Genomic DNA, 17,101 nt, shown 5'->3' on the forward strand with positions numbered 1-17,101 from the left:
ATGGAAAAGGTTGTCATTGTTGATGCGATTCGCACCCCGATGGGCCGTTCAAAAGGCGGCGCGTTCCGTAACGTGCGTGCGGAAGACCTCTCCGCGCACCTGATGCGTAGCCTGCTGGCGCGTAACCCGGCGCTGGATCCGGCTGCGCTCGACGATATCTACTGGGGCTGCGTGCAGCAGACCCTGGAGCAGGGCTTCAACATTGCCCGCAACGCGTCGCTGCTGGCGGAGATACCGCATTCGGTTCCAGCCGTCACCGTTAACCGCCTGTGCGGTTCATCAATGCAGGCGCTGCACGACGCGGCCCGCATGATCATGACCGGCGATGCTCAGGCTTGCCTGGTCGGTGGCGTCGAGCATATGGGTCACGTCCCGATGAGTCACGGGGTCGATTTCCACCCGGGGATGAGCCGCAACGTGGCGAAAGCTGCGGGGATGATGGGTCTGACCGCCGAGATGCTCTCCCGCCTGCACGGCATCAGCCGCGAAATGCAGGATGCCTTTGCCGCGCGTTCTCACGCTCGCGCATGGGCCGCCACGCAGTCTGGTGCCTTTAAGAACGAGATCATCCCTACCGGCGGCCATGATGCAGACGGCGTTCTGAAGCAGTTCAGCTACGACGAAGTCATCCGCCCGGAAACCACCGTCGAAGCGCTTTCCACGCTGCGTCCGGCGTTTGACCCCGTCACCGGTACGGTCACGGCAGGGACCTCGTCGGCGTTGTCCGACGGCGCCGCCGCGATGCTGGTAATGAGCGAAAGCCGCGCCCGCGAGCTGGGATTAACGCCTCGCGCTCGGGTACGCTCGATGGCGGTCGTGGGCTGCGATCCGTCGATCATGGGCTACGGCCCGGTTCCGGCTTCAAAGCTGGCGCTGAAAAAAGCGGGCTTAACCGCCAGCGACATCGATCTCTTTGAGATGAACGAAGCGTTCGCCGCGCAGATCCTGCCGTGCATTAAAGATCTGGGGCTGATGGAACAGATCGACGAGAAGATTAACCTCAACGGCGGCGCGATCGCCCTCGGTCACCCGCTGGGCTGCTCCGGGGCGCGTATCAGCACGACGCTGATCAACCTGATGGAACGCAAAGATGCCCAGTTTGGTCTGGCAACGATGTGTATCGGGCTGGGTCAGGGTATCGCGACGGTGTTTGAGAGAGTGTAAGGCTATAACGTAGGCCCGATAAGCATCGCGCCATCGGGCTTTTGCCGGGAGGCGCGGCGCTTTCCTGGCCTACGAGAGGTACCTCGCCGCCAGTCGTGTCACTGGCGAAGAGAAACAGTTTAGTTGCCGTTCTTCCCGCCTGTCAGGGGCGGGTTTTTTATTTAAATGAAGGCAAACGCATCGCCAAACAGGCGGTCTTCACGCGCATCACGTTCGTTACAGAACAGATCGCGGGCGATTTTCGCCATCTCGAAACGCCCTGCAATGTAGATATCATGCCCCGCCAGCGTACCGTGATCCTGCAGCACTGCCGTCAGCACCGTCCCGCTACGCCCGCGCCAGCCCTCTTCCGGCTGCTCAACCACCGGCTCAATGCGCAGGTTAGGATGGGTGACGCTCAGCGCTTCCAGTTCAGACAGGTCATACAGGTGTTTCTCTTCACGGCCACCCCAGTAGATCGTGATATCACGGTCGGGATTACGCGCCAGGGCGGTCAACAGAATGGAGCGTACGTAGGAGAAGCCTGTACCACCGGCAATCAGGATCAGCGGACGGTCTTCGTCATCGCGCAGCCACGCATCACCGTGCGGAATATCCACTACGATCTCGCGCTCTTTCAGAATGCGGTCCATGACGGCCATCGCATACAGGTTAAGCTCTGACGCACCGATATGAAGCTCAATAAATTCCTGCTCCGCTGGCGTGGAGGCCATGGAGAAAGGACGCTTATCACGCTCATCCATCACGACCATCAGATACTGACCCGCGCGGAAAGAGAATGGCGCTTCTGGCACTAAACGGACGCGATATACGGTGTCGGTGATGGCATCTACCGAGGTCACTTTACAGCTTAAGGTTGTCATTCGCTCTCTCTGTCGGGAAGTCTATAGGGCTTAACGGTCAGCTCAGGGTTTACCGTTATTCATTATGGCCAGCTCGTCCCAGATCGCGTCAATGCGCGCGGTCACAGCAGGATCTTTTTTGATCGGGCGACCCCATTCACGGTCGGTTTCGCCAGGCCATTTATTTGTGGCATCCAGTCCCATCTTTGAGCCAAGACCGGAAACCGGCGAGGCAAAATCCAGATAATCAATCGGCGTGTTTTCGACTAACACCGTATCGCGCGCCGGGTCCATTCGCGTGGTAATAGCCCAGATTACGTCATTCCAGTCGCGGGCGTTAACGTCATCATCGCAGACAATAACAAATTTGGTATACATAAACTGGCGCAGGAAAGACCACACGCCCATCATCACGCGTTTAGCATGACCTGGATACTGCTTCTTCATCGTGACCACCGCCATGCGATACGAGCATCCTTCAGGCGGCAGATAAAAATCAACAATTTCCGGGAACTGCTTTTGCAGGATCGGCACAAACACTTCATTCAGCGCCACGCCCAGTACCGCCGGTTCATCCGGTGGACGCCCGGTATACGTGGAGTGATAAATCGCATCTTCACGCTGCGTAATGTGCGTCACGGTAAACACCGGGAAGTTATCCACTTCGTTGTAATAGCCGGTGTGATCGCCGTAAGGGCCTTCCGGCGCCATTTCACCCGATTCAATGTAACCTTCCAGCACAATTTCTGCACTGGCCGGGACTTCAAGATCGTTAGAGATACACTTCACGACTTCGGTTTTCGTTCCGCGCAGCAGGCCAGCAAAGGCATACTCCGAGAGCGTATCCGGTACGGGCGTGACGGCCCCGAGAATGGTGGCCGGATCGGCGCCCAGCGCAACGGACACCGGGAAACGTTCACCCGGATGCGCAGCACACCACTCCTGGAAATCCAGCGCGCCGCCGCGATGCGACAGCCAGCGCATAATGAGCTTATTCTTACCAATCAACTGCTGGCGGTAAATACCGAGATTCTGGCGCTCTTTGTGCGGGCCGCGCGTGACGGTGAGTCCCCAGGTGATCAGCGGCGCGGCATCTTCCGGCCAGCACTGCATGATAGGGATTTTAGTCAAATCAACTGCATCGCCTTCCAGCACCTTCTGCTGGCACGGCGCGCCGCGCAGGCGTTTAGTGGGCATGTTCAGCACCTGCTTAAACTGCGGCAGCTTGTCGAACAGATCGCGGAAGCCTTTCGGCGGCTCCGGCTCTTTCAGGAAGGCCAGCAGCTTACCGACTTCGCGCAGGGCCGTGACGTCTTCCTGCCCCATCCCCAGTGCGACGCGACGCGGGGTACCAAACAGGTTGCACAGCACCGGCATGGCGTACCCTTTCGGATTTTCAAACAGTAACGCGGGGCCACCGGCACGCAGGGTGCGGTCAGCAATTTCTGTCATCTCCAGATAAGGATCAACAGGAAGTGTAATACGTTTGAGTTCACCCTGCTTTTCCAGCAGCGTCAGGAAGTCGCGGAGATCGTGGTATTTCATGCAGTTAATCATGGCCTCTCTGTAAGCGCTTCATTATACGGCGTAAGCCTGCTTGATGCTGTAATTTTGTTAAATTAGCGTGAAGTTATGCGTTCTGCCCCATTTTCGCCCATTATAATCAACTTAGCGATCCCGCCAGGGTTTTGATATGCTTGCGCCCCGAACTAAGGGAAAGAGTGATTATGCAGGCCTGGTATTTACTGTATTGCAAACGCGGGCAACTTCAGCGCGCGCAGGAACATCTTGAACGTCAGTCTGTCAATTGCCTGACGCCCGTGATCACGCTTGAGAAAATGCAGCGCGGGAAGCGCACAACCGTGAGCGAGCCGTTGTTCCCGAACTACCTGTTCGTGGAGTTCGACCCTGAGGTGATCCACACCACCACCATCAGCGCCACGCGCGGCGTCAGCCATTTTGTTCGCTTTGGCGCTCACCCCGCGACGGTTCCCTCATCGGTGATCCACCAGCTGTCGATTTATCAGCAGCCCGAAGGCCTTACCGACCCGGAAACGCCCTACACGGGCGATAGCGTCGTGATTACTGAAGGGGCTTTCGAAGGCCTGCAGGCGATTTTTGCCGAGCCGGACGGGGAAGCGCGCTCCATGCTGTTGCTTAATCTGCTGAACAAACAGGTGTTGCAGAGCGTTAAAAACACCGACTTCCGTAAACTTTAAACGTTTATCCCGAACAGCTTACGCACGTTGTCATCCGTCTGTACGGAAAGCCAGTGCGGATCCTCTCCGCGCCACGTCGCGACGCGCTCAACAATGTGCCCCAGATAAGCGGGCTCATTGCGTCGCGATGCCGGTTTGGGTTTCATATCGCGCGGCAGCAGATAAGGCGCATCCGTTTCAAGGAGCAACCGGTCAGCCGGGATCGCTGGCAACAGTTCCCTAAGCTCAAGCCCGCGGCGCTCATCGCAAACCCAGCCGGTAATCCCCAGATAAAGCCCGCGCTCCAGGCACTCCAGCGCCTCCTGCCGTGAGCCGGTAAAACAGTGCAGCACTGCGCCCGGCAGTTTCTCAAGCCACGGATCCAGCAGAGTCAGGAAACGCTCATGCGCGTCGCGGCAGTGCATAAATACGGGCATTTCAAGCTCTGCCGCCAGCGCAAGCTGGGCAGTGAACGCCTTTTCCTGCTCTTCTGGCGTGGAAAAGTTACGGTTGAAATCGAGGCCGCATTCGCCAATCGCCACCACTTCCGGTGTCTTCGCCAGCCTGCGCAGGATTTCACTGCTTTCCGGGATCCACTGGCTGCTGTCATGTGGGTGTACGCCCGCGGTAGACCAACAGCGTTCGTAGCGTTGCGCCAGCTGCTGCGCCTGCTCGCTCTCATGCAGGTTGGTGCCCGTCAGCAGCAGTCCTTTCACCCCGGCGGCAAACGCGCGCGCAACCACCTCATCGCGATCTTTCGCAAACTGCGAGCTGGTCAGGTTAAGTCCGATATCAAACATGCGAATCCCCATATAACAACCGCCCTGACGGGCGGCTGGTTTTACTCTTCAGTGGTCTTGTCGGACGTCGCGTCTTCGTCATCCGACCGACGCCCTTTACCCACGTAGAACCGTGAGAAGAAGACGCCGACCTCAAACAGGCAGTACATCGGTATGGCCAGCAGCGTCTGGGAGAACACATCCGGCGGTGTCAGCAGCATGCCGACCACAAATGCGCCGACCAGGATATACGGACGCTTCTTACGCAGGTCATCCGGCGTGGTGACCCCTACCCAGCAGAGCAGCACAATGGCCACCGGTACTTCAAAGGCCACGCCGAACGCCATAAACAGCGCCATCACAAAGCTGAGGTAGCTGGCGATATCCGTCGACACCTGGACGCCTTCCGGCGCGGTATGCGTCAGGAAGCCGAAGGCCAGCGGGAAGACAACGAAATAGGCAAACGCCATGCCGATATAGAACAGCAGCGAACTGGACACCAGCAGCGGGATGACCAGCTTACGTTCGTGCTTATACAGTGCTGGCGCCACAAAGGCCCACACCTGGTACAGAATCACGGGCGCAGAGGCAATCAACGACACCCAAAAGGTCAGCTTGATGGGGGTAAAGAACGGAGAAGCAACGTCTGTTGCAATCATCGTTGCGCCCAGCGGCATCTGCTTGATCAGCGGCGCAGAAACCACCTGGTAGATATCGTTGGCGAAATAGACCAGGCATAGAAAAATAACGAGAACCGCAATAATGCAGTTTAACAGGCGCTTACGCAGCTCTATGAGGTGCGTAATCAGCGGTTGAGTATCATCTACAGCCATGTTTACGCTTTATCACTCGACGAGGGGGATGATTCGGAAACGGGCGCGGCGGGTTTTGCCTCGGCAGCGTTAACCACGGGCTTTTCCGGCTGCACCTGCTTTTTCACTTCGGTTTCCTGCGGCGTCTGTTCAGGCGCAGCAGCCTGATGTTCAGCGCTGGCAGGCGTTACGCCTTCACGCTGCTCTTCGCTGCCCTTCACCACCGGGTTATGGATGGTGTTCGCTTCATCGCTCGCTTTTTCAGGATCGTTAATGCTGTAGGAGCGCTTCATGGATTCCGCCGCTTCGCGCAGCTCATCCATTGATGCTTTCAGTTCCGGCGTCAGGTTATCCATGCTCGCCTTCTCAACCTTTTTCAGGCTTTCCTGAAATTCCTGCAGCTTAAGCTCCTGAGCCAGTTCATTCTGAACGGTCGATGCCAGCGATCTCAGCGCACGAACCCAGCCCGCAACGGTTTTCACCGCCACCGGCAGACGCTGAGGCCCCAGCACGATCAGGCCAATCACAAAGACCAGCAGGAGCTCACTAAAACCAATGTCGAACACGACTTACACCTGCTCTTTATCGTGGCGTTTAGCGTCTTCCTTTTTGGCTTCTTCTTGCTTGTCGGAGATGGATTTAGCAGTAAAGTCAGCGTCCTGGCTGGTTTTATCCTGCTTGCTCTCATCATCGCTCATCGCTTTCTTGAAGCCTTTGATAGACGCGCCCAGATCGGAACCAATAGAACCGAGCTTTTTGGTGCCAAACAACAGCACGACGATGACGGCAATGATCAACAATTGCCAGATACTGATACCACCCATACACGTTCCTCAGGGATAGATGATTAATGAGTCAGGTCGCATTATACGTATGCGACCCGTCGATAGCGACGCAAACTCAGCGCGTTTTTCGCCATCCGGCAAGCCAGACAACCACCCCGGCGGCCATCAGCCAGGCGGGCATCATCTGCCACTCCGGGCGGTTGATTAGCAGCAGCGTACCGCTCAGCAGCAGCGTTGCGCCAATCCCAAAGAGATAGCGTGACTGCCCCTGACGAACACGGCTGGACTGAAGTTCGCGAGCGATTTTATCCATGCTGTGCTGAAGGTTCTTGCTCTGACGCAAACTGTCATAAACCAGTTCAGGAATTTCAGGCATTTTTTCTATCCAGAACGGGCCTTTCTCTTTCAGCGAGCGAACCAGCGCCGGAATACCCACCTGATCCTTAATCCAGGATTCAAGGAAAGGTTTCGCGGTCTTCCACAAGTCTAACTGAGGATAGAGCTGTCGGCCTACACCCTCAACGTAAAGTAATGTTTTCTGAAGTAAAACTAGCTGTGGCTGAACTTCCATATTAAAGCGGCGAGCCGTGTTGAACAGATTCAACAGCACATGTCCGAAGGAGATTTCCGCCAGCGGTTTTTCAAAAATCGGTTCGCAAACGGTCCGGATCGCAAACTCGAACTCTTCGACGTTGGTGTCCGGCGGCACCCAGCCGGAATCGACGTGGAGCTCGGCCACCTTACGGTAGTCGCGGTTGAAGAACGCGATGAAATTCTCGGCCAGATAGCGTTTATCTTCTTTATTCAGCGACCCCACAATCCCACAGTCGATACCGATATACTTCGGATCCTCAGGGTGCTCGTAGCTCACGAAGATATTGCCCGGGTGCATGTCCGCATGGAAAAAGCTGTCGCGGAACACCTGGGTGAAGAAGACCTGAACGCCACGCTCGGCCAACAGCTTCATGTTCGTTCCCTGCTTCTCTAGGGCCACCACATCCGAAACCGGAATACCGTAGATACGCTCCATCACCATCATGTTCTGGCTGCAGTAGTCAGAATAGACTTCAGGAACATAGAGCATCGGGCTGTTTTCAAAGTTGCGACGCAGCTGAATGGCGTTTGCCGATTCACGCAGCAGGTTAAGCTCATCAATCAGCGTTTTTTCATATTCCCGCACCACTTCCATTGGACGCAAACGACGTCCGTCCGGAAGCAGACGCGGCACCCAGCGCGCCAGACGATAAATCAGCTTCATGTCTGCTTTGATGATGGGCAGGATGTCCGGACGAATGACCTTAATAACCACTTCCTTGCCATTTTCTTTCAGGCGCGCGGTGTGTACCTGAGCGATAGAGGCCGATGCCAGTGGCTGAATATCGAAATCGTCAAACCAGGTCTCAATGGGAATGTTGCCCATCGCCTCTTCAATTTGCTTTTTCGCGCGCGCACCGTCAAACGGTGCGACGCGGTCCTGCAGCATCGCGAGTTCATCAGCAATCAGCGGCGGGAAGAGATCGCGGCGGGTCGAGAGCATCTGCCCGAACTTAATCCATACCGGACCGAGCTCCTGCAATGCGAGGCGCAGGCGCTCACCCAGCGGCTGACCTTTATGGCGATTAGGCATCCAGAAGAGCATCCGCCGCCAGATGCGAAGCGGCAGCGTGATACGCATTTTGGGGATAAGCTCGTCGAGCCCGTAGCTCAAAAAGGTGCGAATAATGAAATAGAGGCGCCGAATTTCACCAGGCGTCATTTGCCCTCCAGTTTTTCCAGCCGTTTGGTTAAGGCATCAACCGCACGTTCAACAGCCGCGGTCTCTTCCGCAAACCATGCCACTTCCAGTGGACCGGGCGCCATTCGCCACTCCTCCGTCAGCACTTCCGCCGCATAGCGTTGCTGACGTTGCAGGCTTTTACGCGCAAAGGAGGTGCCACCCTGAAGGACTTTCCCGATACCTTCAGCGGCAATGTCGCCGATAAAGGGCGCGAGCAGTTCTGCCGGGTCGAACTCCGCCAGATCGGTGAGCGCAACGAAGTTCTGCACGACCTGAATGTCGCCTTCCACTTCCAGCTCACCGCTGCGGATAAGCGCCGTTAATTGCTGGCGATCGCGCAGTTTTGGCAGCACGCTCATGTGCGTGATGACCGAGCAGTCGGCGTCACCTTCCCACGCCCCCAGAACGTCAAGCTGGCGTTCGCTGAAGACCAGCACAAGCGGCGTCGAGAACTCTTTTAAAACAATACGTAATACCTTCCCGTTTAGCCGCTGACGCGCTGCTTTAAGCGCCGGAGCACGATAGAGAAAAGCATTCAGTACGTTTTCGATACCTGCGGTGACTAAGGGTTTAAAGGGCACGGGACACCTCCACTCAGAACTTGTAACCGCGATGCAGCGCGACGACACCCGCCGTCAGGTTGAAATATTCAACGTTCTCAAATTCTGCATCCTGCATCATGGCTTTTAATGTGTCCTGATCCGGGTGCATACGGATAGATTCCGCCAGATAGCGGTAGCTTTCCGCGTCGTTGGCCACTAGCTCACCGATGCGTGGCAGAACGTGGAAGGAATAGGCGTCGTAAGCTTTGCTCAGCGGCTCAATAATCGGTTTGGAAAATTCGAGCACCAGCAGGCGTCCACCCGGCTTCAGCACGCGATACATGGAGCGCAGCGCTTTTTCTTTGTCGGTCACGTTACGCAGACCGAAGGAGATCGTGATGCAGTCAAAGGTATTGTCCGGGAACGGCAGCGCTTCGGCATTTGCCTGCACATATTCCACATTCCCCACCACGCCGATGTTACGCAGCTTTTCGCGGCCCATTTTCAGCATGGAGTCATTAATATCGGCGAGGACAACGCGCCCGGTTTCGCCCACCAGACGAGAGAATTTCGCGGTTAAATCGCCCGTACCACCGGCTAAATCCAGCACCGTTTGTCCGCGACGTACGCCGCTACAGTCAATGGTGAAGCGCTTCCACAAGCGATGAATGCCGAACGACATCAGGTCATTCATCACATCGTACTTCGCCGCCACGGAATGAAATACGTGGGCCACCATGTCAGCTTTCTGCGCTTTGGCGACAGTCTGAAAGCCAAAGTGCGTTGTGTCTTGTGAATCGTCAGCCATCTTAGAGCCTGCTTATCAGTAAAATGTTCGAGAAGTGTAACAGATTGGGCGCGTTTGCCCTACGTTTCAACCACCGCGAAAGAAACGCGCCGGAGTCTCGTCTGGTGATAAATCCACCGCTAACGTGTTGTCTTCACTGTTTGTCTTTTGTTCGTCCGCCCCTTCACGCAGGCGAAACTCGTCGTCCTGGGCGGTGGCCTGTTCCACCAATTCCGGATTAATCTCGCGTTTAACCTCTACCCCCAGGCTGCGGAATGATTCGGCCTGCGCCAGCAGATTGCCACGTCCCGAGGCGAGTTTTTTCATCGCCTGACGGTAGTTATCCTGCGCACGGTCCAGGCTCTGCCCGACGGAGGACATGTCGTCCACGAAGAGGCGCATTTTGTCGTACAGCTTGCTGGCGCGGTCAGCAATCTGCTGCGCGTTGCGGCTCTGGTGCTCATAGCGCCACAGGTTCGCAATGGTGCGTAAGGCCACCAGCAGCGTGGTGGGGCTGACCAGCATAATGTTATTTTTGAGCGCTTCGGTGATGAGTTCAGGCTGCCTGTCGAGTGCCAGCAGAAACGCGGGCTCTACCGGAATAAACATCAGGACATAGTCTAGCGATCGCAGGCCAGGCAGTTGCTGATAGTCTTTTCTGCCGAGCAGGCGAATATGATTGCGTACGGAGGCAATGTGCTCCTGCAGCGCCGATTCGCGAGTGTAGTCGTCCTCCGCATTGAAGTAACGCTCATACGCCACCAGGGTCATCTTGGCGTCAATCACCACATCTTTGCCCTGGGGCAGCCGCACGATCACATCCGGCTGCATTCGCGAGCGGGCATCATTTTCAATACTCACCTGCGTTTCGTATTCGTACCCTTCCCGAAGGCCTGAAGCTTCCAGGACGCGGGTCAGCACCACTTCTCCCCAGTTGCCCTGGGTTTTGTTATCCCCTTTCAGCGCGCGGGTCAGGTTGACCGCCTCCTGCGCCATCTGGGCATTCAGCTGCTGGAGATTGCGAATCTCATGCGCCAGCGTGTGCCGCTCGCGGGCTTCCTGACCAAAGCTGTCCTGTACCTGACGGCGGAAGCCGTCCAGCTGTTCACGCAGGGGCGTCAGCAGGCTGTTCAGGCTCTGGCGGTTCTGTTCGTCAACGCGGCGGTTGCTGTGCTCAAAAATGCGGTTTGCGAGGTTTTCAAACTGTTCGCTGAGGCGCTGCTCGCTGTTGATCATCTGGCGGATTTTATCTTCCGCATGCAGCTGAGTGGATTCCAGGCGGGTGGTCACTTCACGGAGATCGGCCTCCAGCGAGGTGTTGATATCACGGAGATTGCGCAGCTCGTTGTTGAGCAGTTCACACTCGTCGCGCCAGTGTTCACTCAGGGCAAGCTGCTGCCTGGCCGCGCTTAAATCGGCGACGATCTCTTCGCGTTCAGCCAGCTGATCGGCCTTCTGCTGCGCATGCTGATAGCTTGACATCAGCCAGCCTATCGCCACGCCCGCCAGCGCAATCACCGCATAAATCAGGATTGAGATATCCACAATGCCCCCTGCATCAACGTATTACCCGCACAATCTAAGATTGTGCTGTATAAACGTCCAGTTTGAAAGGGTTTTCCTGCGAGGCGTTACGCAAAAAATAAAGGCCGAACGTGTCGGCCTTTAATTTCGAAGGAAGAGGACTAGATCAGGCGACGCGCCGCTTCCACCACGATTTTCACTGCATGACTTTCGGTCTGCTTCATGGTTTCGGCGTTCGGGATCTCCTGCTGGGTACGGTTGACGATGACGCCAGCCACCATACCGGCACGCAGACCCTGGCTTGCGCACATGGTCAGCAGCGTGGCGGATTCCATTTCGTAGTTCATCACGCCCATCGACTGCCACTCTTCCATGGAGCCTTTGAAGCGGCTTACCACGCGGCCAGAGAAGGTGTCGTAACGCTCCTGGCCCGGGTAGAAGGTATCGGACGAAGCGGTCACGCCCACGTGGGTGGTGGCGCCCACGGATTTCGCGGCTTCAACCAGCGCGGTGGTGCACTCGAAATCTGCCACCGCCGGGAACTCCATCGGTGCAAAGTGGAGGCTTGCGCCATCCAGACGCACAGACGCGGTCGTCACCAGCACGTCGCCGACGTTGATATGCGGCTGAATAGCGCCAGTGGTACCGATACGCAGGAAAGTACGAATGCCCAGCTGTGCCAGCTCTTCAACAGCAATCGAAGTAGACGGGCCACCGATACCGGTAGAACACACGATCACGGCTTTACCATCCAGCTCTGCGCGCCAGGTGGTGAATTCACGATGGGCTGCCAGCTTAACCGGCTTATCCATCAGCGCGGCGATCTTTTCCACACGCTCCGGATCGCCAGGGACGATAGCGAGCGTAGCCCCTTGTAAATCGTTTTTAGTGAGGCCGAGATGAAAAACATCAGACTTAGACATAGGTGACTCCTCTGTGGGTCGGTTAGTCAGAAGAAGTAAAACGGTACTTTACAGAAGCAGTAAGCATAATTTCGTGACGCATCTCACCATGAATGAAAATGATTGCATCGAATTTCCATCAAAAAGTGATTTACATCACATTAACAAGTTATATCGTCAGGTGCTGCACAAAAGATAGACCGTTTAAGGCACTGTGAGTTGTTAACCTGGTGTCTATATTTACCTTTGCGCTAACTGATTGGTACGGAGAATGCCATGACTGAAAAAACCGGTTTTGCACCTGCTGCGGCCCCGCATGCCTCAACCATCGTCTCAACGTCTGAAGATGCCATCACCGCGGGTGAGACCTCTATTCCCACGCAGGGAGAGAACATGCCTGCTTACCACGCACGACCAAAATCGGCAGACGGCCCGCTGCCCATCGTGATCGTGGTTCAGGAAATTTTCGGTGTTCACGAACACATTCGCGACCTCTGCCGCCGGCTGGCGCTGGAAGGCTATCTGGCCGTTGCGCCAGAGCTCTACTTCCGTCAGGGCGATCCGAACGACTACAGCGATATCCCCACCTTGCTCAGCAACCTGGTCAGCAAAGTCCCGGACGCGCAGGTTCTGGCCGACCTCGACCACGTCGCCAGCTGGGCGGCGCGCAACGGGGGCGATCCCCATCGTTTGCTGGTCACCGGTTTCTGCTGGGGCGGACGCATTAGCTGGCTGTATGCCGCGCATAACCCGCAGCTCAAAGCCGCTGTCGCCTGGTACGGCAAACTGGTGGGTGAAAAAACGCTGAATTCACCAAAACATCCGGTTGATATCGCCACCGAGTTAAATGCCCCCGTGTTAGGGCTTTACGGCGGTCAGGACACCGGTATTTCGCTGGATTCGGTAGAAACCATGCGCCATGCGCTCCGCGCGGCAAATGCGAAGGCGGAGATCGTGGTATACCCGGATGCCGGGCATGCGTTTAACGCCGACTATCGTCCGAGCTATCACGCTGAATCGGCTAAAGATGGATGGCAGCGGATGCTTACGTGGTTCCGTCAGTACGGTGGTAAAAAAGGGTAAGCCTTTCCCATCATCATGACGTATAAGGAGTGCGTGTTATGGACAATTCCCTCGCGTTTCCACACGGTTTTTTATGGGGCGGCGCGATTGCCGCCAACCAGGCCGAAGGCGCATGGAACGTGGACGGCAAAGGGCCGTCCGTTGCCGACGCTGTCGCCTGGAAACCCAACCTCTCCGTGAAAGATTACAGCGGCCACATGGCCCTGACGGACGAAAATATTCGCGACGCGTTTGAAGGTAAAAATGATGCGCTGTACCCGAAACGCCGCGGCATCGATTTTTATCACCACTATAAAGACGACATCGCGCTGTTTGCTGAGATGGGTTTTAAGGTGCTGCGCGTATCCATTGCCTGGTCACGTATTTTCCCGACCGGAGAGGACGCCGAGCCAAACGAGGCCGGGCTGCAGTTTTATGAAGAACTGTTTCGCGAGCTGCGTCGTCATAACATCGAGCCGCTGGTCACCCTTTCCCACTACGAAATGCCGCTGGCGCTGAGCGAAAAATATAACGGCTGGGTGCATCGCAATGTGGTTGATGCCTTTGTTCGCTTCAGCAATGTTTGTTTCGACCGCTACAAAGAGCTGGTGCGTTACTGGCTAACCTTCAATGAAATAGACAGTATTCACCGCCATCCCTTTACGACCGCGGGCATTCGCGAAGAGAAAAGCGCACCGGGCAACGCGAAACAGGATATCTATCAGGGTCTGCACCATCAGTTTGTCGCGTCTGCACTGGTTACGCGCGACTGCCACGCCAAAATTCCGGGTAGCCAGGTCGGGTGCATGCTGACCAAACTGACGACCTATCCGCACAGCTGCCGTCCGGAAGACGTTGAAGCCACGCTGAAGAAAAACCTGGAAAACTATTTTTATGCCGACGTGCAGGTATTTGGCGACTATCCCCCGCTGATCCTGCGCGATCTGGAACAACGAAATATCCATATTGAAATGCACCCTGACGATCGGCGTATTTTAAAGGCGCATACCGTCGATTTCGTCTCCTTCAGCTATTACATGTCGATGACCGAATCCACTCAGCCTGACGCCGAACGCATTCCCGGGAATACCGTTCTCGGTGTGAAAAACCCGTATCTGCCTGCGTCCGAATGGGGATGGCAGATTGATCCGCTTGGGTTGAAAATCTCGCTGCTGGAGCTGTATGACCGTTACCGGAAGCCGCTGTTTATCGTTGAAAACGGTCTGGGCGCGAAGGATGTGGTCGAAAACGGCAAGATCCACGATAGCTATCGAATCGACTACTTCCGCGCACACTTCGCGCAAACGCTGGCCGCGATTAATGAAGGCGTCGAGGTGATGGGGTTCACCACGTGGGGCTGTATCGACATCATCAGCGCGGGCACCTCGCAGATGTCCAAACGCTACGGTTTTATCTATGTCGATCAGGACGATGAAGGCAACGGTACGTTGAAACGGCTGAAAAAAGACTCCTTCTGGTGGTACCAAAAAGTGATTGCCAGCAACGGCGCAGATCTGAACTAAGCATGCGCATTCCAGGCCGGGCAGACGCCCGGCCATCGCGCGTCACAATTATGCCTGACGCAAATTCTGTGCTGCCTTCACCATATTCGCCAGCGCGGCGCGGGTTTCCGGCCAGCCGCGGGTTTTCAGGCCGCAGTCCGGGTTCACCCACAGGCGCTCAGCCGGAATGCGCTGGGCCGCTTTTTTCAGCAGGGCTTCAATCCACTCCACGCTCGGCACGTTCGGGGAGTGAATGTCATACACGCCCGGCCCGATTTCGTTCGGGTACTCGAACTCTTCGAACGACTCCAGCAGCTCCATGTCTGAGCGCGACGTCTCAATGGTGATCACGTCAGCGTCCAGCGCGGCAATCGAATCCATGATGTCGTTAAATTCGCAGTAACACATGTGGGTGTGGATCTGCGTGTCGTCCTTCGCCACCGCGGCGTTGATGCGGAATGCCTCCACGCCCCACTTCAGGTAGGCACCCCAGTCGCTGCGGCGCAGCGGCAGACCTTCGCGCAGGGCCGGTTCGTCAATCTGGATGATGCCTATGCCTGCAGCTTCCAGATCTGCCACTTCATCACGCAGCGCCAGCGCGATTTGCTTCGCGATGGTTTCACGGGTTACGTCTTCGCGCGGGAAGGACCAGCAAAGAATGGTCACCGGACCGGTGAGCATACCTTTCACCGGCTTGTCGGTCAGAGACTGCGCGTATTTCGCCCACTCCACGGTGATCGCTTCCGGACGGCTGACGTCGCCGATCACCACCGGCGGCTTCACGCAGCGGGAGCCGTAGCTCTGCACCCAGCCATTCTGGGTAAACACAAAGCCGTCGAGATGCTCACCGAAGTACTCCACCATGTCGTTACGCTCGGCCTCACCGTGCACCAGCACGTCCAGCCCCAGCCGCTCCTGCTCGATAATCGCCTGCTTGATGTGTTCGGCGATACCGGTGCGGTAGTGATTCGCATCCAGGTTGCCCTTTTTGAAGTCCAGACGCAGGCCACGGATTTCGGTGGTTTGTGGGAAGGAACCGATGGTGGTGGTCGGCCACGCAGGCAGGTTGAAGCGGGCACGCTGCGCTTCGGCGCGCACCTCATATGGGCTCTGACGCTGGCTGTCCTGGGCGGTGATGGCCGCCAGGCGTTTTTCCACCGCCGGGTTATGCACGCGCGCAGAGTGACGACGTGCCTGGATCGGCGCGCTCCATGCGCTGATCGCCGCCGTGTCGCCGCTGTTCAGCGCATCGCGCAGCAGCGTCAGCTCTTCACATTTTTGCAGGGCGAAGGCAAACCAGCTTTTGACCTCAGCATCAAGACGGGTTTCCACGCTCAAATCGATCGGGCTGTGCAGCAGGGAGCAGGACGAGGCCACCCACAACTCACGTTTGCCGACGATGTCCTTAATCTGCGCGTATTTCTCGGTCAGATCGGCGCGCCAGACGTTACGACCGTTAACCAGACCCGCGGAGAGCAGCCAGTCTGCAGGCAGTCGCTTGTGCAGTTCCGCGACATCGTCTTTGCCGTGAACCAGGTCAACGTGCAGGCCCTGAACCGGCAACGCGGTAATGGTGTTCAGGTTCGGCGTGACGCCCTCAAAATAGGTGGTCAGCAGCAGCTTCACCTGCCCCACCAGCGCGTCATATGCCGGTTTGAAAGCATCAAGCCAAACCTTGGGCAGTTCGAGCACCAGCGCCGGCTCGTCGATTTGCACCCACTGAATGCCGCGCTTGCCCAACTCAATCAGCACCTGTTTATAGACCGGCAGAATATCCTTCAGCAGGCTGAGCCGGTCAAATTGCTCGCCTTTTACTTTGCCCAGCCACAGGTACGTTACCGGCCCAAGCAGCACGGGTTTCACCTGGTGGCCCAGCGCCAGCGCTTCGTCCACTTCATCCAGAAGCTGCGTCCAGGTCAGCCTGAACTGCTGACCCTTTACGAACTCCGGCACCATATAGTGATAGTTAGTGTTAAACCATTTAGTCATTTCCGCCGCTGCCGCTGGCTCACCCGTTGGCGCACGGCCACGGCCGATGCGGAACAGAGTATCGATATCTACCGATCCATCTTTGTTCTGATGACGAGCCGGCACGTTGCCAAGCAGCAGGCTGGTCGTCAGAACATGGTCGTACCAGGCGAAATCGCCCACCGGCAGCAGGTCAATTCCCGCCTGTTTTTGCTGATCCCAGTGACGGGCGCGCAGCTCGCGTCCCACCGCCAGCAGTTCTTCACGGGTGGCGTTACCCGCCCAGTAGCTTTCTTGCGCTTTTTTCAGCTCGCGACGCAGGCCAACGCGAGGGAAACCGAGTGTGTGATTGCGGATTGTCATGGTGTGCCCCTTATGAAATTCGTTATTTAGACGTCCAGATGTTTACACATCTATAATTGGCAGGTACTGTATATTCCTCAAGCGCAAAATGTTC

16 protein-coding genes are annotated in these 17,101 nt (G+C 56.5%); 4 read left to right on the top strand and 12 right to left on the bottom strand.

Features of this window, described 5'->3' with window-relative positions:
* Positions 1–1,164, top strand: coding sequence for an acetyl-CoA C-acyltransferase FadA (gene fadA / locus V1572_RS01770; protein WP_008501515.1), 1,164 nt, complete (start codon positions 1–3; stop codon positions 1,162–1,164).
* Between the two features lie 161 nt (positions 1,165–1,325).
* Here fadA and fre read toward each other — a convergent pair whose 3' ends face one another.
* A complete protein-coding gene (gene fre, locus V1572_RS01775; RefSeq protein WP_008501516.1) occupies positions 1,326–2,027 on the bottom strand; it encodes an NAD(P)H-flavin reductase in 702 nt (233 codons plus the stop codon).
* 42 nt (positions 2,028–2,069) lie between these two features.
* On the bottom strand, positions 2,070–3,563 hold the full coding sequence (gene ubiD, locus V1572_RS01780; protein WP_048030771.1) for a 4-hydroxy-3-polyprenylbenzoate decarboxylase: 1,494 nt from the start codon (positions 3,561–3,563) through the stop codon (positions 2,070–2,072).
* A gap of 170 nt (positions 3,564–3,733) precedes the next feature.
* On the opposite strand from ubiD, the gene rfaH reads away from it, so the two are divergent.
* Positions 3,734–4,225 (top strand): transcription/translation regulatory transformer protein RfaH, encoded by a 492-nt coding sequence (gene rfaH, locus V1572_RS01785; RefSeq protein ID WP_028015881.1) that lies wholly within the window; start codon positions 3,734–3,736, stop codon positions 4,223–4,225.
* Here rfaH and tatD read toward each other — a convergent pair.
* The 9 genes from tatD to udp all read right to left on the bottom strand — a co-directional run bounded on the left by tatD (position 4,222) and on the right by udp (position 12,133).
* Positions 4,222–5,004, bottom strand: a complete 783-nt coding sequence (gene tatD, locus V1572_RS01790) for a 3'-5' ssDNA/RNA exonuclease TatD (RefSeq protein ID WP_395299658.1) — start codon at positions 5,002–5,004, stop codon at positions 4,222–4,224. The genes rfaH and tatD overlap by 4 nt on opposite strands.
* 41 nt (positions 5,005–5,045) lie before the next feature.
* Positions 5,046–5,816: a Sec-independent protein translocase subunit TatC gene (gene tatC, locus V1572_RS01795; protein WP_045909218.1), complete on the bottom strand. Its 771-nt coding sequence runs from the start codon at positions 5,814–5,816 to the stop codon at positions 5,046–5,048.
* A gap of 2 nt (positions 5,817–5,818) precedes the next feature.
* Complete coding sequence (tatB, locus tag V1572_RS01800) at positions 5,819–6,361, bottom strand: Sec-independent protein translocase protein TatB (protein ID WP_008501521.1); 543 nt, start codon at positions 6,359–6,361, stop codon at positions 5,819–5,821.
* Between the two features lie 3 nt (positions 6,362–6,364).
* Positions 6,365–6,619 (bottom strand): Sec-independent protein translocase subunit TatA, encoded by a 255-nt coding sequence (tatA, locus tag V1572_RS01805; RefSeq protein WP_020882874.1) that lies wholly within the window; start codon positions 6,617–6,619, stop codon positions 6,365–6,367.
* Between the two features lie 76 nt (positions 6,620–6,695).
* On the bottom strand, positions 6,696–8,336 hold the full coding sequence (gene ubiB, locus V1572_RS01810) for a ubiquinone biosynthesis regulatory protein kinase UbiB (RefSeq protein ID WP_045909219.1): 1,641 nt from the start codon (positions 8,334–8,336) through the stop codon (positions 6,696–6,698).
* Positions 8,333–8,938 (bottom strand): ubiquinone biosynthesis protein UbiJ, encoded by a 606-nt coding sequence (ubiJ, locus tag V1572_RS01815; protein ID WP_048030774.1) that lies wholly within the window; start codon positions 8,936–8,938, stop codon positions 8,333–8,335. Before ubiJ ends, ubiB begins: the two co-directional genes overlap by 4 nt.
* Positions 8,939–8,951: 13 nt before the next feature.
* Complete coding sequence (ubiE, locus tag V1572_RS01820) at positions 8,952–9,707, bottom strand: bifunctional demethylmenaquinone methyltransferase/2-methoxy-6-polyprenyl-1,4-benzoquinol methylase UbiE (protein WP_023309612.1); 756 nt, start codon at positions 9,705–9,707, stop codon at positions 8,952–8,954.
* 66 nt (positions 9,708–9,773) lie between these two features.
* A complete protein-coding gene (gene rmuC, locus V1572_RS01825; protein ID WP_024907997.1) occupies positions 9,774–11,231 on the bottom strand; it encodes a DNA recombination protein RmuC in 1,458 nt (485 codons plus the stop codon).
* A gap of 140 nt (positions 11,232–11,371) precedes the next feature.
* Positions 11,372–12,133 carry a uridine phosphorylase gene (udp, locus tag V1572_RS01830; protein ID WP_003860792.1) on the bottom strand — a complete coding sequence of 254 codons (762 nt, stop codon included), beginning with the start codon at positions 12,131–12,133 and terminating at the stop codon, positions 11,372–11,374.
* A 255-nt stretch (positions 12,134–12,388) separates the two neighbouring features.
* Here udp and V1572_RS01835 point away from each other — a divergent pair, with 255 nt between their 5' ends.
* Together V1572_RS01835 and V1572_RS01840 are read left to right on the top strand one after the other, a co-directional pair.
* On the top strand, positions 12,389–13,195 hold the full coding sequence (locus V1572_RS01835) for a dienelactone hydrolase family protein (protein WP_048226889.1): 807 nt from the start codon (positions 12,389–12,391) through the stop codon (positions 13,193–13,195).
* Between the two features lie 38 nt (positions 13,196–13,233).
* A complete protein-coding gene (locus V1572_RS01840; protein WP_196347444.1) occupies positions 13,234–14,697 on the top strand; it encodes a family 1 glycosylhydrolase in 1,464 nt (487 codons plus the stop codon).
* A gap of 48 nt (positions 14,698–14,745) precedes the next feature.
* On the opposite strand, the gene metE is transcribed toward V1572_RS01840, so the two are convergent.
* Positions 14,746–17,007: a 5-methyltetrahydropteroyltriglutamate--homocysteine S-methyltransferase gene (gene metE / locus V1572_RS01845; RefSeq protein WP_395299659.1), complete on the bottom strand. Its 2,262-nt coding sequence runs from the start codon at positions 17,005–17,007 to the stop codon at positions 14,746–14,748.
* Between the last annotated feature and the right edge of the window lie 94 nt (positions 17,008–17,101).

The sequence above is a fragment of the Enterobacter quasiroggenkampii genome (assembly GCF_043972695.1).
Taxonomy (GTDB): Bacteria; Pseudomonadota; Gammaproteobacteria; order Enterobacterales; family Enterobacteriaceae; genus Enterobacter; species Enterobacter quasiroggenkampii.